We start from the raw sequence: 23697 nt of genomic DNA, 5'->3' as shown, positions 1-23697 counted from the left end.
GAACGGCAACCCAGAGGATTGCCGTTCGGTTAAACAATTGGACGACTTATTTGGTCGCAGTTTTAGCCGCTTTGATGGCAGCGTACTTCTCTCGCAGGATCTTCGCCCGCCCCTCTTTTGTTTCCTGCCGGGCACGACCGAAAGCCAGCGCATCGGCAGGGACATTGTCGGTAATCGTGCTGCCTGAGGCAATATAAGCATTGTCGCCGATTTCCACCGGCGCGACCAGTGAGCTGTTCGACCCGATAAACGCGTTTTCGCCGATCACCGTCTTGTATTTGTTGTAGCCGTCGTAATTGCAGGTGATCGTGCCAGCACCGATATTGCTGGAGGCTCCCACAGTCGCATCGCCGATATAGGTTAGGTGATTGATCTTCGCGCCTTTGTGCACGGTGGCATTTTTCACTTCGCAAAAATTGCCGACCTTGGTTTTCTCACCGAGATTTGCACCCGGGCGCAGCCGCGCAAACGGCCCGATTTCGGCCTTCGGCCCAACGTCAGCACCTTCCATATGCGAGAAGGAATGGATCAGAGCTCCCGTCGCGACATGCACGCGAGGACCAAAAAACACGTTCGGCTCAACAATGACGTCGGCTTCGATCAGCGTATCATGCGAAAAGAAAACAGTTTCAGGTGCAATAAGCGTTACACCTGCAAGCATCATCTCGCGACGTTTGCGCTGCTGCCAGATGGCTTCGGCTTCGGCCAGTTCAACACGATTGTTGATGCCGATGACATTATCGACCGGCACTTCGATGGCCGTCACGTTCATGCCCTTGCCATGGGCGATGGCGACGATATCGGTCAGGTAATATTCGCCCTTGGCGTTGTCATTGCCCACCGCATCCAAAAGCGTCAGGGCGTGTTGACCGCGAACTGCCATCAGTCCGCCGTTGCAGAATCCGATCTGTTTCTGCTCTTCGGTTGCTTCCTTTTCCTCAATGATGGCGACAAGTTTGTCGTCCTTCTCGATGAGGCGACCGTAGCCATGTGGATCGTCTGGGCGAAAACCGATAACGACAACGTCTGCACTCTCGGCCAGTCGTTCGCGAGCTTTCTGCAGAGATTGCGCCTCGATCAGTGGCGTGTCGCCAAAAACGATGAGCAAATCGTCATAGCCGCGTTCGATCGCTTCGCGCGCTGCCAGGACGGCATGCGCCGTGCCGAGACGCTCCTTCTGTTCGAAGGCCGACACCGGGCCTGCGTTCTTTTCCACTGCCGCCCGCACATCGTCGGCGCCACGCCCGACCACCAGCGCAATGTCGCTCTTTCCGGTCCCCTGAACCGCCGTGACCACGTGAGAGACCAGCGGCAAGCCTGCCACCTGATGCAGTACTTTGGGCAAGTTGGATTTCATGCGTGTGCCTTCGCCAGCAGCAAGTACGATGGAAAGGCAGGTACGGTCTGTCATGGTATCGTCCAGAAAATTGAGATGATTTTCGCTCTTAACATCAAAGCGTCTATGAAAACTTACGGGCTGCTGCCAAACCTTTAACCCAACCGCCCCAGCGCGGGGAAATTCTCAAGCAGCCAGAACGAGAAGGATTGCATGCCTCCGGTCAGGAACAGGACACCTGCAGCGACCAGAAGCGCGCCCATTGCTTTCTCCACCTTGCCGAGATGCACGCGGAAACGTGAAAGAAACCGCATGAATGCGCCGGAAAAAAGGGCGGCGATCAAAAACGGAATGCCAAGGCCAAGCGAATAGGTCGCCAGCAATAACGCGCCCTCACCAACCGTGCTGCTGCCGCCTGCAAGCGTCAGAATCGGCCCAAGAACTGGCCCGATGCACGGCGTCCAGCCGAAGGCGAATGCCAGTCCCATGACATAGGCTCCAAGCGGCGATGCCGGAGCGTTGCGTGCCTGAAAACGAGCTTCGCGGGACAGGAACGAGAAACGCAAGATGCCAAGAAAATTCAGTCCCATCAATATGATGACGACGCCCGCAACGATTGCGATCTCCTGCTGCCACGCGCGCAGGAAGGCGCCGATGGACGAAGCTCCAGCGCCGAGCGCCACAAAAACAGTTGTGAAACCGAGAACAAAACAGATTGCCGCAAATGCCAACGAGCGGCGCGCTGAAGGCGCGGCGGCAACGGCTGTCGCCTTATCTGCGCGAAAATCTTCTACGCTCACGCCCGCCATATAACACAGATAAGGCGGCACGAGCGGGAGAACACAGGGCGACAGGAACGACAGTGCACCGGCTCCGGCTGCGGTCATATATGAAATATCGAGCACCAATACCTCTTTCAGTTCATCAAATCGCTTGCGGTCTGGCCAAACCACAGGCTTATATAGACTAGATTCTGCTCTACTTAGAATATTTTCAATGCGGCATCTCGCTCGAACACAAGTTCGCCCTAAATCGAGATCATTGCGCGATTTATAATATATTGCTCCAACCGGACGACGTTCCTATGAGCCTTATTGATGATGAAGTGCCTTCAACACCACCTGCAACGTCGACAAGACATTCTGGCTGGCTCAAGCGATACCAACATTTTCTGTTTCCGATAGCGGGCATCGCCATTGCGCTGCTGGCGATCTATGTGCTGGAGAATCTGCTCCAGAATACGTCTCGCACGGAAACACTCGCTGCCTTCCACAACATTTCGTGGACGACACTTGGTTTAGCTGTGTTCTTCACAGTTCTGAGCTATGCAGCCGTCGCACTCTACGATGTGGTGGCTGTCGATACGATTGCGCCCAACCAGATACCGCGCCGCATCGCTGCCGTCGCAGGTGCTGCCGGCTACGCAATCTCCAACGCGCTTGGGTTTTCCCTGCTGACCGGCGGCGCATTGCGTTATCGCATCTATGCTGCGGAGGGTGTTAGCCTTGCCGATATCGGCAAGATTGTCGGGACATCATGGTTCGCGATCTGGTTCGCACTGATCATCATGGTCGGTGCAGCGCTTCTCATCGACCCGCAGGATGTTCCCTGGCTTTCCGCCATCGATTCCCGAATCGATATCGTCGCCGGTATCGCCATTCTGGGTGGCATCGGCTGGCTGATCTACTGGCTGTCGCATGGACAGCGTAGTTTTACGGTGGGTTCGTTCAGTCTGCGCCTGCCGAACTCAAAAGGCGCTCTGACCCAGATCTTTGCCGGGCTTGTGGATGTGGGCGCAGCTGCCGCTACGCTCTATGTGCTCATGCCTGCAGACGCCGTGCCAAGCTTTGCGGTTTTCGCGCTGGTCTATGTCATCGCCATCGTGCTGGGCATTGCCAGTCATGCTCCGGGCGGTCTAGGCGCATTTGAAGCGACAATCATTGCTGGACTCGGCCTAGGCGGGAAGCCGGATGCGATTGCGGGGCTTCTCGCCTACCGTCTTATCTATACGGTTATGCCGCTCGTTGTAGCGACCGCAGGCATTCTCATATGGGAGATCATGCGGCGGCGCCATATGCTCGGCAAGCAGGCGCGCTTCGCCAAACGTCTGGTCGAGCCACTCATCCCGAGCCTTTCTGCCAGCATCATCTTTCTCGGCGGCATCATTCTTCTGGTGTCCGGTGCGACACCAGACCTTCGCTACCGCGTGAAATTGCTCTCCGACATAGTTCCTGAATCTTTCATGGAAATGTCGCATCTTGCCGCCAGTCTGGTAGGTGTAGCGCTGCTGATCGTTGCACGCGGTCTGTCGAAGCGGCTTGCACGTGCGTGGGTCGCAGCACTAATCCTCCTCCTCAGCGGCGCTGTCTTTTCCCTCGCCAAAGGCCTTGACTGGGAAGAGGCGACCATCCTTTGCATTTCTGCATTCACACTTTGGGGCTTCCGGGATTCGTTCTATCGCCGCCCGATTTCCGGACCGTTCGATTTAAGCTGGAACTGGATCGCGACCGTCGGCACGACGGTGCTTGTCTCCACATGGCTCGGCTTCTTCGTCTATCGCCACGTGGAATATTCCAATGACCTCTGGTGGGATTTCGCATGGAACGGCAATGCGCCCCGGTTCTTGCGTGCGACTGTCCTTGTCTTCGCAGTGGTCGCTGCAGTGGGCCTTTACTCGATTATCAACCGGGCTGGTCACCGCAAACGCAAGGTAGATTATTCCATACCTGATGCCGTGCCGGATCTCGTCGCCCAATGGCCACATACGGATGCCGCTTTGGCAATGCTTGGTGACAAGCAATTCCTCCTTGCGCCAGACAAGAGCGCCTTCATCATGTATGCGCAATCAGGTGGCAGCCTGATTGCGCTCGGAGAACCCATAGGCCAGGAACAGACGGCTAAGGAGCTTGCATGGTCATTTCACGCACTGGCCGACGAGCTTGCCCTGCGAACCGTATTCTACGGTGTCGGCCCGCAAAGCCTGCCCCTGTTTCTGGATATGGGATTGATTGCCCTGAAGCTCGGCGAAGTCGCCCGCGTTGACCTCACCAATTTCTCGCTCGATGGTCCGCGTCGCCAGCCATTCCGCTATGCCGACCGCAAGATCGACAAGGACGGCCTTACGTTTGAAATCATTCCGGCGGCCGACGTACCGCCACTCATTCCACGCCTGCGCGAGATTTCCGATGCGTGGCTCGATTTCAAGTCGGGCAGCGAGAAAGGCTTCTCGCTGGGGTACTTCGATGACGAATACATGAAACGCTTCGACGTCGCAGTGCTGAAAAGTGACGGAGAAATTGTGGCTTTCGCCAATATGTGGCGTGGCGCGGACAAGTATGAAATCACCGTCGACCTCATGCGCTACATGCCCAATGTACACAAGCTTCTGATGGACGCACTGTTTGCAAAACTGCTGATGGCCAGCAAGGAAGAAGGTTACAAGTGGTTCAATCTTGGTGCCGCCCCGCTTTCCGGCCTGAGCGGTAGCAGGCTGGCGTCCCGCTGGAATCGTTTCGGCTCCTTCATCTACAAGCGTGGAGCCGATCTCTATCATTTTGACGGACTGAAAGCTTTCAAGGAAAAGTTCGATCCGGTCTGGACCCCGCATTATATGGTTTGCCCGGGTGGCCTGGAAACGCCGCGCGCGCTTCTCGATGCCACAACCCTCATCAATGGCAGTCCTCTGGAGTTCATCCGCAAATGACGAAAAGACGCGTTCTCTTCATTTTTCTTGGACTGGCGTTGGTGGCTGCGGTGGGCGCGTATGGCGCAATGCATACAGGCAAGATCGCCCGACTCTGGACGAAAATCACCGATTCCGATGAACCGGTCATCCACGCCAGTGCTGAAAGACTGTCCAATATTCCGGTCTACATGCCGAAGAACGACCCCGTCGGCCTTGCGATTTTACTAAGCGACGAAGGAGGTATGAGCGACCGGGAGAAAAGCTTCATGGACGCCATGCTTGCCCGGAACATGATCGTTCTGCCGGTCGAGCTTGGCCCGTGGCGCGCCGCACTCGATAAGGAAGATGGCGATTGCAACTATCTCGACTCTGATTTCGAAGCCATCGCCAAGGAGGCTCTGCGTGGACTTGATTTGGGCGTCTATTTTCATCCCGTTCTGACAGGCGTTGGACAAGGCGCTACCATCGCATATGCCGCAGCCTCGGATTCTCCGGATGCGACGATTGCAGGCGCCGTATCGCTTGATCCGGTCCCAGCCAAGACCCGTCTGCCTTCCTGCACCGAGAAAGCCGAAGCGACCAAGGCGCCCGATGGCGGCTTCACCTATGGCTTCAACGCGGTAATTCCCGCCCCTGCCCTTGTGGTCGGTCCCAGCGGATCGCCGGTCAACAATCCGGTTACAGCCCGCCAGGAAAATGTTGCCGTGCTTCAATCCGCTCCGGAATTTCCTGCTCGCATGAAAATGGCTGTCGACAATGTCGTCGCCATGGCGGATCAGGATGCCAAGAACGAGGCCCTGCCTATCGTCGATCTTCCCGCCAAAGGCGGCAAAGCCGATATGGTTGCCGTTTTCTATTCGGGTGATGGTGGCTGGCGAGATCTCGACAAATCCATTGGTGAATGGCTGCAGGCTCATGGCGTTCACGTGATCGGTGTGGATTCGCTTCGCTATTTCTGGTCGGAACGAACGCCGGAAGAAATAGCCAATGACACGACGGCCATGATCAAGAAGGCCGACCCGACGAACAAATTGCCGGTTGCAGTTCTGGGCTACTCATTCGGCGCCGATACATTCCCCTTTGCCTGGAAATATCTCGACCCTTCCATACAGGACCGGACGAAAATGATCGGGCTTCTCGGTGTCGAGACGACGACGACCTTCCAGGTTTCGATTGAAGGCTGGCTCGGAATGGATGGCGACAAAGATGTCGTTCCTGCTATCTCGACAATCCCGCTTGATCGGGTTGTTTGCGTCTATGGCGAAGAAGAAGATGATACCGCCTGCACAGCTGCCGAGCTCAAAGGGATGGAAGTCATGAAACTGGCCGGAGGTCATCATTTCGATGAAAATTATGAGCCAATTGCCGCCAGTCTTCTGGAAAAGATGCGCGTCCGTGCCGGATTGCCGCCACGACCGGCCAGTTGATAATTAAGCCAGAGCTGGCGCCCGGAAGACGGGCGCCAGCCTGTTGATTTAGCGCACGACTGGTTTTTGACCGCCAAACCACCAGCGCACGGAATCAACCAGCAAGAATGCAATCAGACTGATACCGACCAATGGCAGCGTCCAACCTACAAATACAGCAGCGATTGCGATCCCAATCTGTTGCGCGGCAGTGAGACGTCTCCAGCTTGCAATCAACGTTCTGGGCATTGATCCGGCAGGCGGGCGACGCTGCCACCAGATGCGATAGCCATAGACAATCATCACAATCAGCGAGAGGCCGAGCGCAGCCATCACGATCTGATTAGTGACCCCGAACAGGACACCCATATGGAGATCGATACCCCAGCGGATCAATTTTGCGATAAGCGGAAAACTCTCGAAGTCAGCACGGCTGATAACCTCCATATTTTGGGGATCGAGAGCAATCGTATCCACTTGTGTCGGCCAGGAACGGTCATATTCACGCACCAGCCAGCCTTGATCCGATGAACGGGGCAGTCGGATTTCAAGCATCGGGGAATCGAGTCCTGCCTGTTGTACAGCCAGATAAACACTATCCAGCTGTCCGACATGATCCTGCGCATCCCCTGTTCCGGACGGCATCGGCATGCCGCCATGGTCCTGATGCGCACTCTCTTGGCTAGATTCTGTCGCCTTATTCAGAACTGTCGAGACTGAAGGCGTAATCCAGCCAACCGCCGCTCTGAACTGATCAATCCTTTCCCCCGCCAATTGCGACCAGGTCATGCCGGTTGCCGAAAGGAACAAAAGACCGACAGCTATCCAGATACCGACCTGACTGTGAAAGCGACGGGTCTTCAGGTGGAGATTTTTCGTTTGTTTTTGTTTTCGCCGGATATTCCGATTCCACCACCAAAGCAGAGTGCCGCCTAGAGACGCGATCCACAACCAGGATGCAGCGAGTTCACTGTAGTAACGCCCAAAATCCCCGAGCATCAGATTGCGGTGTAGGTAGTCGATCGCCGCGCGAAACGGCAAGGTCCCGCTTGTGCCATAGGCAACGAGGTCGCCCTTTACGGCCAGCGTGACGGGATCGATGAAGATTGCCCGGCTTTCAGATTCTCCCAATCCAGGTTGGGTGAACATGACCCGTGTATTCCAGCCGGGAGCAATTGAAGGCCTCACAGCAAAAAGTTTTGGGCCCTCGCCTATAAAGGTTTCGGCCGCCTTCACCTGATCCGCCAATGGCTGCAAGGTTCCAAGCGATGCGGTACGCAACTGGTCGCGGTAGATGTAGTTTTCAAGCTGGGGCGTCAGCACATAAAGCGTGCCCGTCACAGCTGCGATCAAGATAAAGGGACCAACAAACAGGCCGACATAGAAATGAAGCCGTGTGATGAAGGCCTGGAAGCCGGAGTTCGCAGAACTAGCGGTATTCGGTCGTGCTTGTACCCCAGTTTTTCCTTCAAGAAGCGTATCCGTCATGGAACCCTCCTTGAAAAACAGTAGAAGCACAGCACAGTGCGTGGGCAGCCAGCATTGGCTGCCGCGATAAAATCATGATTTTGCATCGATATCTCCAAACGATATGAAATTGCCGTCGCGGGGCGGCGGCGTCGTTTTCAAAGATCGTGCAAAGCGGGAGGCCCTCTGGCTTGAGCAGCCGTAACAAACTGATCAGGAGGTGCGCGAACCGCGAGAGGAAAAGCGACCGTGTCTTTCGCAACAATCGAATCGAAAGACACGGTGACCGGCTGTTCTGGCAATCCTGTCCCAATGGCACATGCGGCCTGACATAGGGTCGAGCAGCAATGTCTGGCGAGATCTTTCAGGGGAGCGTTTGCATCTGCCTGCGTCGTGTGGACTGAACAGATCACGGACGAGGGACCAGCGCTCCACGCCGCCATGGAAGCCTGCGCGTATGCCGTTACCAGCCCTTGCAGAAGAATAACAAGCGTCAGCGATACAACCCAAAGGGCGGTATCCGACCGATCGCCAACAATTCTTCTACGCAAGGTCATGATCGCTCATGGCACTCTTGCAATGCAAAGTCACTACGACAAAGGTGAAATGAACTAATTTGAAGAGAAAGTGGTGAGCGCGCAGGGATTCGAACCCTGGACCTACTGATTAAAAGTCAGTTGCTCTACCGGCTGAGCTACGCGCTCCCTGTAGGAGCAAATCGCCCCCGGAAGTGCGGCGGAACATAAGGGTGGCTTACGGATTGGTCAACACCATAAAATCAGGTTTCTTCAACATAAATTCAAAAAAATCACAGGTCTGGGATACTCCATGCCAGACCGCCTCTTCCATATGCCGGTAAACAGGCGCTTTTCATGCTCATTTGGATACTTAACACCCTGAGCAGAAGGGCGATTCTGAATCGCGAGGCGCCTAACCAGGACTATTCAGCTCCTGCTTCTCCGTGCCGGGCCTTGCCGCCCGCTCTTGCTACAGCTAGTTTCATTCCAATGACTTAATCTGCGTGGTGCTTCATGTCTCTGGCCACCAAGGCATTTTCTCATTTCCGACGTTCCTTGTCCGGCGTGGGTATCGCGCTCGGAACACTGTTTTTCGCCGCAGCCCTCACCCCCAGCCTTATCCCGCGAACCTACGTCATGCAGGGAATTCTCGGAGGTGTCGCCTTCGGAGCCGGTTATGGCATCGGCGTATTGTGGCGCTGGCTATGGCATTATCTGGAATTGCCTGAACCCCGGAATCGGCTGCGCAGTCGGGCCAATCTTGTGGTGGGTTTGGTTTGTCTCGCCGTGGCCGTCGTGGCACTCTATTTTGCCGCGGGCTGGCAGAATTCAGTTCGTGCAGTCATGGATATGGAGCCGGTGCCCAGCGCCTATCCAATGAGTGTCTCCGCGTTAGCTGTGCTGACATTTCTGGTTCTGCTAATTCTGGTTCGCTTTCTCATTCTACTAGGGAAATTCGTCTCCGCCAAAATACAACTCGTTATGCCTCTCCGGTTAGCCAATGTCCTGGGCATTACGATCACTGTTGTGCTCATCTGGACCATCGCCAACGGCCTGCTCATCCAGTCCACTTTCAAGGTTCTGGATCGTTCGTTTCGCGAGTTTGACGCTCTGATCGAACCGGACCGCCCACAACCGACATCACCGAACGAGACTGGCAGCGCCGCTTCGCTTTTGCATTGGAACGAGCTTGGGCGAGCTGGACGTGAGTTCGTTTCCTCAGGTCCCGGAGCTGCCGATATTGCTGCCTTGACTGGCGAAAAGGCTATAGACCCGATACGGGTCTATGCAGGTCTGCAAGTAGCCGATACGCCTGAACAAAGAGCCGAACTGGCACTTGAGGAACTGAAGCGTCAGAACGGTTTTGAACGTTCTGTGCTGGTCGTCATCACTCCAACCGGTACAGGGTGGGTAGATCCAGCAGCCATGGACGGACTGGAGTTTCTGCACAATGGCGATGTGGCCAGCGTTGCCATGCAATATTCCTATCTTTCCAGTCCCTTGTCGTTGTTGTTTCAACCGGAATACGGAGCAGAAGCGTCTCGAGCTCTGTTCATAACCGTCTATAATTACTGGAAAAGACTTCCGCACGATCAGCGCCCACGTCTGTATCTCTATGGCTTGAGCCTTGGGGCGATGAATTCTGAAGTCTCAGCCGAGCTTTTCGAAATGCTTGACGATCCAATCAACGGTGCCTTGTGGAGCGGGCCACCTTTCCCGAGCAGGGACTGGAAAGCCATGACCAGACGAAGAAACCCTGGAACTCCAGAATGGCTACCAGTGTTCCGAGACGGCTCCTTTGCCCGTTTCATGAATCAGAATGGTGAAGCGCCGGGAAATGGAACCCGCTGGGGGCCGTTGCGGGTGGTGTATCTGCAATATGCCAGCGATCCGGTGACATTCTTCGACAGTCTATCGTTCTATCGTCAACCTGACTGGATGCAGGCACCGCGCGGACCGGATGTTTCACCAGAGCTGCGGTGGTATCCTGTCGTGACCATGCTGCAATTGGCACTAGATATGGCTTTTGGGACCGCCACACCGATAGGACACGGGCATGTCTATGCTCCGGAACACTATGTCAATGCGTGGCTGGAAGTCACCGACGTGACCGGATGGGACGCAGACAAGATCATGAAGCTAAAGCAGCACCTGCGCCAGAAAATGGATGGAGAAAACGTCGAAGGTTATGACCAGCGTGGGGGGTAGAACACATCCCGAAAAGGATGAAACGCTTTTCGGGATGTGCGTCAAACGTGACAGTCACGACCCAGCTGGTCTCTCTGCAACTATATCAATAGTCAGGTGATTTCTGCTGCGTCTGGGAATTGCTCAGGTTCAGCATGGGTATTGCTCCATTCGGTAGCATCGTGCTTGGCAGCTGACCGTCCCATCGTTCTGCTTGCGTCAGTGCGACAAGACCCGGATTGTCACGAAGCGCATCGCCACGCGCCTTGATGGCAGTTGCTTCTGCCTCACCCTTTATCCTTATCGCTTCTGCGTCGGCTTCCGCCTGCAGACGAACCGCATCGGCCTGAGCCTGGGCTTCGGCACGGCGTGCGTCTGCCTGCGCCTTTGCCTGCGTCACTGTGATTTCAGCCTGTACCTTTTCGCGCTCTGCATTCTGGCGGAGACGCTGCACTTCAACTTCGGCCAACATACGCTGTTCGATGGACTGCTCATAGGAGTCCGAAAAATCGATATTCTCGATCTGCACCGTGTCGATAATAACCGGACCGCGTACACTGCTCTGAATTGCCTCAGCAATTTCCTGATTGAGACGGCTACGCTCCTGAATGGCTTCCACAGCATTGAATTTGCCGAAAACAGTCTTGCTTTCCTCAAAAACGCGTCGCTCGACAAGGCGGGACAAGAGGCCGTCTTCACCGCCGTAGGTCGCGTAGACTTCCTCCACACGGTCTGGCGGAATGCGATAATTGACCGACAGGTTCATCGTAGCTGGTTGCTGATCGCGGCTATAGGCTTCCATGCTGTTATAGATCGCAGCCTTGGATTGCACCGATATTCGCACAATCGAATCGATCACCGGAATTTTGAAGCCCAGCCCCGGTTGTGCAACGCCGGAAACCGCCCCATAGCGCAAAACAACGCCGCGCTCACCTTCGTCAATCGTGTACCAGGAACCAAGTACTACGCTCAGTATGCCGAGTATAACTATACCGGCCAAAGCCTTGGGTAAAATCTGGCGCATCCCGTCTCCTTTAGCGCTTCGTTATGAAATGGGGAGACCGAAAGCGATTCAACAAATGCACCCCGGAATCTTATCCCGCCGCCTTTTAGAATGCACTGATATGGATGACAATTACTCACGGATACAGTTGATAGACTTAGTCCACAAAAACAAAGCCGCCCATGAAGGGCGGCTTCATTGAGTTTAACAAATTTCCACTGTCAGTATGGCGAATAACACTGCTGACGGGGACCGTTATACGGCTGGAAAGTGTTGTCGGAAGCCCGATAGGACCGATAACGATTATAACACCACTGGACATGCGAGTTGCTGTAACCATAAGCAGGCGCGCGATAGACCGGTGGGGGCGGCGGAGCTGCAATTGCACCACCAATGATTGCGCCAGCGCCGAAAGCTGCGAGCGGATACCACCACCCATCATTGCTGCGACGATAGCCATGACGGTAGTGCCGATAACCGCGGTGTCCATTCCAATAGCCAGGTCCCGGACGATGAGGACGACCATGCCAGCCCGGACGATACCCAGGTCGGTGTCCACCCCAGTTTCCATGTCCTGGCCCGCGGCGCCAGCGGTCATCGCGGACCTGCTGAACATTCTCATTACTCGCCGCAGGCGCAGTTGGCATGACAGGTGCAGCCGAGACCGGAACCATTGCGCCGATCAGAAAGCTTGCACCGACGAGGCCAACCATCATCTTTTTGAAGGTGTTCATCCTGTGCTTCTCCATTTCAATGATGCCATCATTGCTTTCCGTTTATGAATGCACGCTGAATATTGTCGGTAAATTATGTGCATGCCTTATTTTCACGTCGCAATGCATGGCCATTCCATCAATGATTTAACGAAAGATCCAATATTTTCGTTCGAGCTACTCCATTATTTTTGTTCGCAAATTAAGCGACAATGAGATAACTTGCGTGAATTAGGACAGCTTGTAAGCGTTTTCAGCGAGTGGGGTTTGCATTGGCAACAAGAGTACAGCCGTCCGTGAAAGTTTTGGGAGCATCTTTCTCCCAGGAAGCGAATCCCTTCACGGCAGCGGTTGAACTGACGCCCATGCCAATGCTCATCACAAATCCGCGTCTGCCGGACAATCCGATCATCTTTGCAAACGAGGCCTTCCAGAACCTCACTGGTTACGAGGCCGACGAAATCATCGGGAAGAACTGCCGCTTTCTTCAAGGCCCTGGCACAGACCCGAAACATGTCGAGATCATCCATTCGGCATTGGAAGCCGAACAGTCCGTTGAGATCGATATTCTCAATTATAAGAAATCTGGCGAGCCGTTCTGGAATCGACTTCATATCTCCCCGGTCAAAACCGAGAATGGCGAACTTCATCACTTCGTTTCGTCGCAGCTTGATGTGACGCTGGAACTCGGCAAACTGGTTGAGCTCGAAAAAGAACGCGAAACGCTCTCAATTGAAAAGCAGCGTAGCAGCGATCAACTCCAGTATATCGTTGAAGTGGCGAATGTCGGTTTCTGGACGCGGGATTACACGACCGGGGAGATTAGCTGCTCGGCCGAATATCGTCGCATTTTCGGACTGACGCCGGACGAACCAGTCAACTACGACAAGATCATCGACATGGTGATGCTTGAAGACCGGATAACGCTTATCCAGCGTTCGGAGGAATCTTTTGCTACAGGCAAATCTTTCCGGGTCGAATATCGCATTACCAACAGGCTGGGACAGGTGCGCTGGGTGGAAACACGAGCCAAAGCTCTCCTCGGCAAATCACCTGCGCTTCTGGGTATCGTCATCGACGTCACCGAACGCAAAAAAGCCGAGGCTGACAAGGCACTTGTGACCCGTGAAATTTCGCACCGTTTCAAAAACTCAATGGCAATGGTGCAATCAATCGCCAACCAGACCTTGCGCAATGCCACCGATCCGCAAACCGCGAACGAACTATTCAGCGAGCGGCTGCGAGCGCTTAGTCAGGCTCAAGACATGCTGCTTCGGGAGGACTGGACGGGCACAACGATCAGCCAGATCTGCGAAACTGCCCTCGCCCCTTTCAACAGCACGTTCGGTCATCGAATCCGAACCAGTGGTCCAGAACTCGTGGTAAGCGACCGTGTAACGGTTTCGCTTTCGCTTGGTTTGTACGAACTCGCGACCAATGCCGTGAAATACGGCGCGCTCTCCAATGAAAACGGCACGGTCCAATTCAGCTGGGATGTGCTCGAAAGGCAGGGCGAGCGAAAATTTCATATGCGCTGGGTTGAAGACGGAGGACCTGCAGTCGAACGCCCTACCCGTCGTGGCTTCGGCCAGCGGCTGCTCTATTCCGTTCTCACGGGCGAACTCAGGGCCAAATGCGACATCAACTTCGCGCCAGATGGACTGGTGATTGACGTCCTGGCCCCTATGACAGCGGATGTATTTCCGCAACTTGACAGTCTTTCCGACACACAAGCCGAGCCGGTATAAAAAGAGCAGCGAAATCGCTGCTCTTTTTCTTTGTTAGTTGTGCGGGCCGCGACGACGTGGCTCGATATAGATTCTGTCGCGATGACGATCACGATCATGGCGCCAGCGGCGATCACGATCCCGTTCGCGATAATAACGTGGTGAGTGACGATCCCATCCGCGACGATCATCCCGCCAGCGGCGATCCGTAACACAGCGACCGCTCGGCGTGCGAACCATGCCGCGACGGCAGCGATAGTCGACCTGAATGGCCGAACCAGTGCTATTGGCGGCTACAGCCGGAATCGGAGCCGGAGCAACCGGTGTGCCTGCTTCAGCGACAGCGGTAACCGCAAAGAGCGCGAGAGCCGCAGAAATTAACGTAAATCTCATTCCGGAGTCCTTTCCAGAGATGGCCAGAATTGGAATCTTGCCCGCAGATAGGTAGGCCAAACAACCATTTGGTAAAGTCACTTAATCTTACGACGCTCTATCAATCTCGACCGCACTCTACAAAAAGCGCTGCCAATTAAACCCAATTACTAACCCGCCATTTTGCGGAGAGACTTTTTAAGAAAGTCGGGATATTAGGTGCCTGTTGAATTCGCACGCAGCCCTTTCCAAGCAAAGGGAAAGCCGCAGAATCTCCAATCCGCGAGGCCGATCCGGCACCGGTCCAGCACCGGTAGCGGGCGGAGCTTTGCGGTCATCGCAAGGAGCAGGAACATGGACTATTCGACCTCTGAAATCGACATGACATGGGGATCGAAAACTGGACTGGGCGCAACCCAGACCGAATGGGTCGAGCTGGTCAGCGGCCTGCCCGAAGAACATGCTCTCTTTCTCCGTGATCTGATTGGCCGTCACCGCGAGCAGTTTGTCGGTGTTTTTTATAATCGCCTTATGAACAATCGTGATGCAGCGACATTCCTGTCCCAGAAAATGGTGCAGGAACGTTTGCACAATTCACTGAGCGACTGGCTGTTGAAAATGTTCCAGAGAACAGCCGACGATGTTGAGGCATTCATTCGTGAACAGCGCAAGGTTGGCGAGGTTCACGCCCGCATCGATGTGCCGATCCACGTCGTCATGCAAGGCGCGCGCCTGCTGAAAAACGAAATCGTCCGTCAACTGAAAGTGGAAGTTGCCTCAAGAGAGGTTCTGGCGCGCCTGATCGTGCATGTCAGCAATGCCATCGACATCGCTATCGAAATCATGAGCCAAGCCTTCGTCAAGGACGCGCGCGAAAGTGCCCAGACCGACGAAGCCTACCGGGCTTTCACGCTAAGTCACGATTTTCCGCTTGAACGCGAATCGCAACGTGCAGCGCTTATGGAATGGAGCCAGTCGCTTCTCTTCAACCTCTACGGCAATGCCGATAGTCCGCTTCACTCGCTCGCAAGCTCGGATTTCGGATTGTGGTTGCAACACAAGGCTGATCTGATGTTCTCCAACTCCGGTACGTTGGAAAACATCCGCCGGAATGTAGAACATATCGACAATGTTCTCCTGCCTGCCATCAACAGCGCACGCAAGGACAACCCCGCCGGCCTTGCGGCTTCGTTGGCACAGTTTCAAACCAAGATCGGTGAAGTGAAATTCCTGCTATCCGAATTATTTCAGGCGGCCGCCGCGATGGAAACAGGTCGTGACCCACTGACACGTGCTCTAAACCGGCGTTTCATGCCTTCGATCCTGACCCGTGAAGTGCGCATGGCCTCGCAAAAGGCCATGGATCTGAGCGTTTTGATGATCGATATCGATCATTTCAAGAACATTAACGACACATACGGACACAGCAGTGGCGATGCAGTCCTTCAGCAGGTGGCCGAAGCGATCCTGTCGCTTTGCCGCCCGAGCGACTTCGTGTTCCGCTATGGTGGCGAAGAGTTTCTCGTCGCTCTCGTAGAAGCCGACGAGAACAAAGCTTTTACAATCGCCGAAGAGCTTCGCAGACAGATAGCACAACAACCGTTGAACCTTCCCGATGGCGCACGCCAGTCTGTAACGCTGTCCATCGGGGTTGCAGCATTCAACGGTCATCCCGATTATAGCCATCTCGTCAATGCCGCTGACCGCGCGCTTTATCGGGCCAAGCAGGCAGGACGCAATCGCTGTGAAAAGGAAGTACCGCTCGCGATTCATTGATCGGGGAGGCATTTTGCCATCTGGCGGTCGCGCTGCAAAACCGCCATATGGTGCCATCATGACGAATAATTCCGCCTTCCCCATTTTCGAGACAGCTTCACAAAAGCCGCGTGAACGCGATGCGCTGGAGGCACATTTCCGGCCTGTCGCCGCTGATGCGGCTCCGGTCGATTGGGTCGTTGCCGAAGGGCTGACGGATTATGAAGAAGCACTCACTTTCATGGAAGCACGTGTCCAGGCCATCCGGGACGGCACTGCCAATGAACTGGTGTGGCTGGTCGAGCATCCCTCGCTTTACACGGCAGGGACGAGCGCCAATGCAGACGATCTCCTGACCCCGAACAGTCTCCCTGTCTTCAACACGGGGCGCGGCGGAGAATATACCTATCACGGACCTGGCCAGCGCGTTGTCTATGTGATGCTCGACCTGAAACGCCGCCGCGAGGACGTGCGCGCCTTCGTGACAGCTCTTGAGCAGTGGATCATCGAGAGCCTTGCCGAGTTCAACGTCAAAGGCGAGCGTCGTGAGGATCGTGTCGGCGTATGGGTTACACGGCCTGAAAAGCCGCGCCTTGCCAATGGCGGCATGTGTGAAGACAAGATTGCTGCTATCGGCATCCGCCTCCGTCGCTGGGTGAGCTTTCACGGCATAGCCATCAATGTCGAACCCGATCTCAGCCATTATTCCGGCATCGTTCCTTGCGGAATCTCGGAACATGGCGTTACCAGCCTTGTAGACCTTGGATTGCCGGTAACAATGGGCGACATGGACGTCGCTTTGGGAAGAGCGTTCGAGACGGTCTTCGGAGCCCGTCAGCTGAAATAGAGCATTTCCAGCAAAAGTGCGAAGCGGTTTTGCGTTGGGTAATGCGTAAAATAAAGAAATAGAGCGGTCCCACGATTCCGTTTTAACTGGAACCGCTCTAGCTCTGCCTCAGGCCACGGCGTCGACTTTCACACGGCGCTCGCGCATGAAAACATAGAAGCCCGATCCGACGATGATCGCGATGCCGCACCATTTCGACGGTGTCGGGAAATCGCCGAACACGATCAGGCCGACCAGAACCGCATTGACGATTTCCAGATATTGGAACGGTGCCAGCATGGATGCCGGTGCCAGCTTGAACGCCTGCACAACCATCAAATGGCTGACGGTTCCGATCGTCCCCAAAAGCAGCAAAAGCAGCCAAGGCTGAATGCCTTGCGGCAGACCTAAACTCAGATCACCAAGCCCCGCCGCAGTTCCGAAAATCACGGCAACGCCAGCGAGTACCCACCCGCCCACACCCGCATAGAACTGCATGACCAGCGGGCTTTCCTTCGCACCATATTTTCGGTTCAAGATCAGGTAGATGGCAAAGGTTACGGCTGTCGCCAACGGCAGAAGCGAGACAGCACCAAATATCTCGAAACTCGGCTGGATCACGATCATCGTGCCGATGAGACCGATGCCGACCGCGCTGAACCTTCTCCAGCCCACTTTTTCTTTCAGGAAAATTGCCGAAAAGAGCGTCAGAATAAGCGGCTCGGCGAAGAAGACGGCCATAGCATCAGCCAGCGGCATATATTTGACCGCCGTGAAGAAGCAGAGCCCACCAAACCCCATCAAGGCTCCGCGGATGAGATTACCGGCCAGATACTGTGTTCGCAGCGCAGCGAAACCACCAACGATGAGCAGGATAAAGAACATCAGCCAGCATTGAATGAAAAAACGCATGAAGGTGACAGTGGCAGGAGGCATATTATCCACCATGGCGAGCCATTTGCCGATGGCGTCCATCAGCGGCAGCAAAAGCACCGAGAGCACCATGATCGCCATGCCCTTAACGTGCGCTTCCATGCCGCTTGTCGCGCTGTTTTGCATTTCAAACTCTCGGTATTCTGAATATTCCCCGCTATCGCTCTATGCGAACTGTGGTAGCGTTTCCATCCAATTTGATCGGAAATGTCCTGCTTGTTTGACTTTCGCCTTCTTTCTGGTGCAAATCAGTTCCGTTCTGAACAAAACCCTTTGAAAAAGCCGTGCGGAAACGGAACGTAAGGCGAACTTTAGTCGCCTTTCGTGAGCGCGCATGGCATCATTCAGTTGATTCGCGAACAGTATTTTCCGGTCGATGGCGAGCAGGCTCGGCAAAGACCTCCTGAAATTCAGATAGAGAGCTTTTCGGAACAGATGGACGATAGCAACGATCTCTTCTCGAGAGTGGTCAACAATGCCCGGGCCCGAGAACGGGAACAAGAACAGGGGCGCCAGGGGGAAAAGCCTAGCGCAAAGCCTGTGGCACCACAGCCTGTTGCGCAGCCAGTGGCAGCGCCCTCGCTCTCTGTTCCAAAGCCGGTAACGGCCAAGGCGCCGCCTGCTTCATCGGCAGGCGACGACTATAACGCATCATCCATCCGCGTTCTGGAAGGGCTGGAGCCGGTGCGCCTGCGTCCCGGCATGTATATTGGCGGCACGGACGAAAAGGCGCTCCATCATCTCTTTGCCGAAGTCATCGACAACTCAATGGATGAAGCTGTCGCGGGACATGCCAATTTCATCGAAGTGAGCTTCGATGCCGACGGGTTTGTCACGGTGTCGGACAACGGACGCGGCATTCCTGTGGATGAACATCCCCAGGTTCCCGGGAAGTCCACGCTCGAAGTCATCATGACCAAACTGCACGCGGGCGGCAAGTTCGACGGCAAGGCCTATGAGACGTCAGGCGGTCTGCACGGCGTCGGTGTTTCTGTGGTGAATGCCCTTTCTGACATGCTGGAAGTGGAAGTCGCGCGCAATCGCCGTCTTTATCGCCAGCGTTTCTCGCGGGGTATTCCGCAAGGCGGGCTGGAAGAGCTCGGCGAAGTGCATAATCGTCGCGGTACTCGCGTCCGGTTCCATCCAGACCCTGATATTTTCGGCAAGACAGCCCAGTTCGATCCGCATCGTCTTTATCGCATGGCGCGGTCGAAAGCTTATCTGTTTGGCGGGGTTGAAATCCGCTGGAACTGCGATCCTTCCCTGCTCGACCCAAAGAAGGAAACACCTGAAAAGGCCGTGTTCCACTTCCCTGGTGGCCTGAAGGACTATCTTGAGGCTTCGCTTGGCAAGGAACATCAGGTCACGCGCGAGATTTTCGCGGGCAAGACCGAGAAACAAGGTGGCCACGGCGCCGTCGAATGGGCCGTTTCGTGGTTTGGTGGGGACGGTTTCGTCCACTCCTATTGTAACACTATCCCGACCGGCGATGGTGGCACACATGAAGCAGGTTTGCGTATTGCCTTGACGCGAGGGCTGAAAGCCTATGCGGAACTGACCAACAACAAGCGCGCTTCGATCATAACCACCGATGACGTGATGGTATCGGCTGCAGGGATGCTGTCGGTTTTCATTCGCGAGCCGGAATTTGTCGGTCAGACCAAGGACAAGCTTGCCACGGTCGAGGCACAGCGCATCGTGGAGAATGCGATCCGTGATCCATTCGATCATTGGCTCACGGCCTCTCCGCAGGAAGCATCTCGCCTGCTGGAATGGGTGATCGACCGCGCCGACGAGCGCTTGCGTCGCCGTCAGGAAAAAGAAACAGTTCGCAAAAGCGCAACGCGCAAGCTGCGCCTGCCCGGCAAACTTGCCGATTGCACGCAGAATGCCGCAGCCGGTGCAGAACTGTTCATCGTCGAGGGTGACTCGGCAGGTGGTTCAGCCAAGCAGGCGCGCAATCGCGCCAATCAGGCTATCCTGCCATTGCGCGGCAAGATTTTGAATGTTGCCAGCGCCGGGCGCGAAAAACTGACGGCAAACCAGCAGATAAGTGATCTTGTGCAGGCACTCGGCAGTGGTACGCGCAAAAATTATCGGGAAGACGACTTGCGCTATGATCGCGTCATCGTCATGACCGACGCTGACGTCGATGGTGCACATATCGCATCGCTGCTCATCACCTTCTTTTATCAGGAAATGCCGGACCTGATCCGCAATGGTCATCTCTATCTGGCTGTGCCTCCGCTTTTCCGCCTAAGCCAGGGTGGAAAGGTCGCTTATGCGCGTGATGAAGCGCATAAGGATGAGCTTCTACGCACCATGTTTACCGGGCGTGGTAAAGTGGAAATCGGTCGCTTCAAAGGCCTTGGCGAAATGCGTGCCGAACAGCTCAAGGAAACCACCATGGACCCAAAGAAGCGCACGCTTCTGCGTGTTCAGGTGGACGAAGATTATGTCGATGAAACCCGCAACACCGTGGATGAACTGATGGGCACCAAGCCAGAGGCCCGTTTCCGTTTCATTCAGGACCGTGCGGCTTTTGTGGAAGAGTTGGATATCTAGAGCGCGTCCCGAAAAGTGGGAACTGGTTTTCGGAACGAGATGCGCGTAAAAAATAGAGCATTTCAGCGGACCCGAAACGTGCCCGAGAGTGCAGACAGGATGAACGGCAATGCGCAAGTACGGTGCCGTTCATTTTCTTTTTCAATAAAACTATTTAAGCCGTTGAGAAAAAGAAGCTTCAGGCTTTCACATCAATGCCTAGCTTGGCTTCAATCTCCTCAATCGACTCTTTGACGAAGAACGTCTGATCCGTACTCAGCGTAACAATACGTGTGCCGGTTCCATAAGCGTTATAAGAGAGAACGTGATTAAAATTCACGGCGAGCTTTTCGCCGTTCACTTCCGTCAACATGATCCACATCGCTTGCCCTCCTCTTGATGTTATCCACTCCAAGGAAGAATAGGCGCGATAGACCATTCGGCAACGGTTGCGGTAAGCTGGCCTTCAAAGATCAGCGCGCATCCTGACTTTCTCGACGGTTCTTTCGAAACTTTCCGACCACTCATCTCCTTGCCGGTCGATCCGGAAACCAGCCTTTTTGTAAAGATTGATCGCGGGAAGATTATCCGCATGGGTGCCGATCAGTGCTTCATCAAAACCATCAAGCAGAATTTGCGCCATCAGGGCATCAAGAATCTGTCTGCCAATCCCCTGCCCGTGATGCGGTGGATCGACCCATAAATCGGAAATGTAATTGCTTTGGGGCACCCTGGCACCCCAGCCTGCTAGTATTCCTGCCTTTTCGGCAGCCAGAACACCGTCCGCAATTTCTTGGAGATCGCGTTGAAACCTGGCTTCCAGCAGTTTCTGCCGCTCAGTGGTCAGTTCAATATCGCGCGCGGCTATCCGCCAGGCCCTGACCGCTAATGCAGCCATAGAAACAAATTCGCCGGGGAAACCCCGGCGAATAAGAAGTTCGGTTTTTACCACCACTTTGCCGGAGTAAACCGTCCGGCAGCCTGCTCAATGGCATGCGCTGCCTGGAACAAAGTCTCTTCTTCGAACGGACGTCCGATCAGCTGAAGGCCAAGCGGCAAGCCTTTGTCATTGATACCGGCCGGCACGGCAATGCCCGGCAGACCGGCCATGTTGACTGTTACCGTGAAGATGTCATTGAGATACATCTTGACCGGATCATTGGCGAGATCCTCATCGGCAAGACCAAAGGCAGCCGATGGCGTCGCTGGCGTCAGGATCGCATGCACGCCCTTGGCGAATACATCTTCAAAATCCTTCTTGATCAACGTACGCACCTTCTGCGCACGCAGATAATAGGCGTCGTAATAGCCAGCCGACAGAACATAGGTGCCGATCATGATGCGGCGCTTTACTTCCTTGCCGAAGCCAGCCGCGCGGGTCTGTTCGTACATATCGGCAATGTCCTTGCCGGGTACACGCAAACCGTAACGCACGCCGTCATAACGGGCGAGGTTCGAAGAGGCTTCCGCCGGTGCCACGATGTAATAAGCGGGCAGCGCATATTTCGTGTGTGGCAGCGAAATATCGATGATCTCAGCACCGGCATCCTTCAGATACTGGATACCCTTCTGCCAAAGTTCCTCAATCTCGTCCGGCATGCCGTCAACGCGATATTCCTTCGGAATACCAATCTTCATGCCCTTGAGTGACTTGCCGATAGCAGCCTCATAATCCGGAATAGGCAGATCGACCGATGTCGTATCCTTGAGATCAAGCGAAGCCATGGATTTCAACAGAATAGCGGCGTCACGCACGTCGCGAGCGATCGGACCAGCCTGATCGAGCGACGAAGCGAAGGCAACCGTGCCCCAGCGTGAAACGCGGCCATAGGTCGGCTTGATGCCAACTGTGCCGGTGAAGGCTGCGGGCTGGCGGATCGAGCCGCCTGTATCGGTTGCGGTAGCGCCAGCGCAAAGCTGTGCGGCGACAGCGGCAGCCGAACCGCCCGACGAACCGCCCGGCACCAGATCGGCGTTGGAGCCGTTGGCGCGCCATGGATTTTTGACCGAACCGTAATAGGAGGTTTCGTTGGACGAACCCATTGCAAACTCATCCATGTTGAGCTTGCCGAGCATAACCGCACCATCAGCCCACAGATTGGCTGTTACGGTTGACTCATATTCCGGCTTGAAACCGTCGAGAATGTGAGAGCAGGCCTGCGTATGCACGCCCTTGGTGGCAAACAGGTCCTTCACGCCGAGCGGAATGCCTTCCAGTGCGCCCGCTTCACCCTTGGCAATACGCTCATCCGAAGCTTTGGCCATCGAACGCGCCTGATCGTGAGTTACTTTCACATAGGCGTTGATGGTTTCATTCGCGGAATCGATAGCGGAAAGATAGGCGTCGGTGAGTTCGGTCGCGGTGATGGCTTTGGCCTTCAGCTTGTCGCGCGCCTCGGCAATGGTCAGTGCGGTCAGTTCGCTCATCGTCAAATCCTGTCAGTGCGCCTCAACGAGACGCTTTTCAAAAAAGGCGCTGTATTCGGAATCCGGATAGTCCAGAACCACACCGCAGCGCGTAAAACCTGAATTCTCATAAAGCCGCCATGCACCTGCAAAACCGGGGCCCGTGCCCGTTTCGAGTACAAGGCGGGAAATGCCCTTGGCCCTCGCCTGATCGACAATCGCATCCACCAGAACCGAACCAACGCGCTTTCCGCGCACTTCCGGAAGTGTGAACATACGCTTCACCTCACCGACGCCATCTTCGTGCATCTTCAAGGCACCGCAGCCGACTGCCTTGCCGTCTTCATCGCGCGCCACAAAAACCGTCGTATCTGGCCCCGCCATCTGCTCAACTGTCATCTTGAACTGGAATTCCAGCGGTGACAGCGGCAGAAGATGCGCATTCAGGCCCTCGACCAGTGCGCGCACATCATCCTGCAAGGGGGTCTCGACTGAAACCCGTATGGCCATAACCTACTCCACGACCTTTGGTACGACGAAGAAATTGTCTTCCGTAACCGGTGCGTTGGCCACCACCGCAGCAGCAATACCGCCATCCGTTACCTTGTCCTGGCGCATGCGCATGTCCATCGGCGTAACAGAAGTCATAGGCTCGATACCATCGACATTGACTTCGTTCAGTTGCTCGACAAAGCCCAGAATAGCATTGAGTTCGCCAGTCATGCGTTCGGCATCGTCGTCATTGACGGCAATGCGCGCCAGATGCGCGACGCGCTTGACGGTAGAAATATCGACGGACATCCTGTTCTCCGCAAATGC

General features: G+C 55.1%; 19 protein-coding genes and 1 tRNA gene. 7 read left to right on the top strand and 13 right to left on the bottom strand.

What is annotated here, in order from left to right:
- Positions 1–46 precede the first annotated feature (46 nt).
- Entirely contained in the window at positions 47–1411 is a 1365-nt protein-coding gene (gene glmU, locus AC1RHM_RS13295) for a bifunctional UDP-N-acetylglucosamine diphosphorylase/glucosamine-1-phosphate N-acetyltransferase GlmU (RefSeq protein WP_010658842.1), read from the bottom strand.
- Positions 1412–1491: 80 nt separating this feature from the next.
- Positions 1492–2241 (bottom strand): cytochrome c biogenesis CcdA family protein, encoded by a 750-nt coding sequence (locus AC1RHM_RS13290; protein ID WP_012093029.1) that lies wholly within the window; start codon positions 2239–2241, stop codon positions 1492–1494.
- Positions 2242–2420: 179 nt separating this feature from the next.
- On the opposite strand from AC1RHM_RS13290, the gene mprF reads away from it, so the two are divergent.
- Positions 2421–5039 (top strand): bifunctional lysylphosphatidylglycerol flippase/synthetase MprF, encoded by a 2619-nt coding sequence (mprF, locus tag AC1RHM_RS13285; RefSeq protein WP_029375960.1) that lies wholly within the window; start codon positions 2421–2423, stop codon positions 5037–5039.
- Positions 5036–6448 carry a virulence factor family protein gene (locus AC1RHM_RS13280; protein ID WP_012093032.1) on the top strand — a complete coding sequence of 471 codons (1413 nt, stop codon included), beginning with the start codon at positions 5036–5038 and terminating at the stop codon, positions 6446–6448. Before mprF ends, AC1RHM_RS13280 begins: the two co-directional genes overlap by 4 nt.
- A gap of 48 nt (positions 6449–6496) precedes the next feature.
- Here AC1RHM_RS13280 and AC1RHM_RS13275 read toward each other — a convergent pair whose 3' ends face one another.
- A complete protein-coding gene (locus AC1RHM_RS13275; protein ID WP_010658846.1) occupies positions 6497–7915 on the bottom strand; it encodes a PepSY-associated TM helix domain-containing protein in 1419 nt (472 codons plus the stop codon).
- Between the two features lie 607 nt (positions 7916–8522).
- Positions 8523–8598: transfer RNA gene (locus tag AC1RHM_RS13270), tRNA-Lys, on the bottom strand.
- A gap of 327 nt (positions 8599–8925) precedes the next feature.
- Between AC1RHM_RS13270 and AC1RHM_RS13265 the strand changes: the two genes are divergently transcribed.
- Positions 8926–10620 carry an alpha/beta hydrolase gene (locus AC1RHM_RS13265; protein ID WP_010658847.1) on the top strand — a complete coding sequence of 565 codons (1695 nt, stop codon included), beginning with the start codon at positions 8926–8928 and terminating at the stop codon, positions 10618–10620.
- A gap of 85 nt (positions 10621–10705) precedes the next feature.
- Here AC1RHM_RS13265 and AC1RHM_RS13260 read toward each other — a convergent pair whose 3' ends face one another.
- Positions 10706–11623, bottom strand: a complete 918-nt coding sequence (locus AC1RHM_RS13260; protein WP_010658848.1) for a prohibitin family protein — start codon at positions 11621–11623, stop codon at positions 10706–10708.
- A 200-nt stretch (positions 11624–11823) separates the two neighbouring features.
- Positions 11824–12336, bottom strand: a complete 513-nt coding sequence (locus AC1RHM_RS13255) for a BA14K family protein (RefSeq protein ID WP_010658849.1) — start codon at positions 12334–12336, stop codon at positions 11824–11826.
- Between the two features lie 284 nt (positions 12337–12620).
- Between AC1RHM_RS13255 and AC1RHM_RS13250 the strand changes: the two genes are divergently transcribed.
- Entirely contained in the window at positions 12621–14063 is a 1443-nt protein-coding gene (locus tag AC1RHM_RS13250) for an HWE histidine kinase domain-containing protein (RefSeq protein ID WP_010658851.1), read from the top strand.
- 33 nt (positions 14064–14096) lie between these two features.
- Here AC1RHM_RS13250 and AC1RHM_RS13245 read toward each other — a convergent pair whose 3' ends face one another.
- On the bottom strand, positions 14097–14435 hold the full coding sequence (locus AC1RHM_RS13245; protein WP_010658852.1) for a hypothetical protein: 339 nt from the start codon (positions 14433–14435) through the stop codon (positions 14097–14099).
- A 333-nt stretch (positions 14436–14768) separates the two neighbouring features.
- Between AC1RHM_RS13245 and AC1RHM_RS13240 the strand changes: the two genes are divergently transcribed.
- Positions 14769–16190, top strand: a complete 1422-nt coding sequence (locus AC1RHM_RS13240) for a GGDEF domain-containing protein (RefSeq protein ID WP_010658853.1) — start codon at positions 14769–14771, stop codon at positions 16188–16190.
- Between the two features lie 58 nt (positions 16191–16248).
- Positions 16249–17016, top strand: a complete 768-nt coding sequence (lipB, locus tag AC1RHM_RS13235) for a lipoyl(octanoyl) transferase LipB (protein ID WP_029375963.1) — start codon at positions 16249–16251, stop codon at positions 17014–17016.
- 108 nt (positions 17017–17124) lie between these two features.
- On the opposite strand, the gene AC1RHM_RS13230 is transcribed toward lipB, so the two are convergent.
- A complete protein-coding gene (locus AC1RHM_RS13230; RefSeq protein WP_029375964.1) occupies positions 17125–18054 on the bottom strand; it encodes a DMT family transporter in 930 nt (309 codons plus the stop codon).
- A gap of 309 nt (positions 18055–18363) precedes the next feature.
- On the opposite strand from AC1RHM_RS13230, the gene parE reads away from it, so the two are divergent.
- Positions 18364–20493, top strand: a complete 2130-nt coding sequence (gene parE / locus AC1RHM_RS13225; RefSeq protein WP_010658856.1) for a DNA topoisomerase IV subunit B — start codon at positions 18364–18366, stop codon at positions 20491–20493.
- Between the two features lie 178 nt (positions 20494–20671).
- Here the strand turns inward: parE and AC1RHM_RS13220 are convergent, their stop codons facing one another.
- From AC1RHM_RS13220 to gatC, 5 genes are all read right to left on the bottom strand, one after another.
- Entirely contained in the window at positions 20672–20854 is a 183-nt protein-coding gene (locus AC1RHM_RS13220; RefSeq protein ID WP_010658857.1) for a flagellar FlbD family protein, read from the bottom strand.
- Between the two features lie 84 nt (positions 20855–20938).
- Positions 20939–21424: a GNAT family N-acetyltransferase gene (locus AC1RHM_RS13215; protein WP_010658858.1), complete on the bottom strand. Its 486-nt coding sequence runs from the start codon at positions 21422–21424 to the stop codon at positions 20939–20941.
- Positions 21418–22899 carry an Asp-tRNA(Asn)/Glu-tRNA(Gln) amidotransferase subunit GatA gene (gene gatA / locus AC1RHM_RS13210; protein WP_010658859.1) on the bottom strand — a complete coding sequence of 494 codons (1482 nt, stop codon included), beginning with the start codon at positions 22897–22899 and terminating at the stop codon, positions 21418–21420. The genes AC1RHM_RS13215 and gatA overlap by 7 nt, the downstream gene beginning before the upstream one ends.
- 12 nt (positions 22900–22911) lie before the next feature.
- Entirely contained in the window at positions 22912–23388 is a 477-nt protein-coding gene (locus tag AC1RHM_RS13205) for a GNAT family N-acetyltransferase (protein ID WP_010658860.1), read from the bottom strand.
- A 3-nt stretch (positions 23389–23391) separates the two neighbouring features.
- A complete protein-coding gene (gatC, locus tag AC1RHM_RS13200; protein ID WP_010658861.1) occupies positions 23392–23679 on the bottom strand; it encodes an Asp-tRNA(Asn)/Glu-tRNA(Gln) amidotransferase subunit GatC in 288 nt (95 codons plus the stop codon).
- Positions 23680–23697 lie beyond the last annotated feature (18 nt).

Source organism: Brucella sp. GW823-FHT04E01 (genome assembly GCF_058796175.1).
Note: the sequence above shows the minus strand (reverse complement) of the source record. Positions and strands in the feature narration are given on the sequence as shown.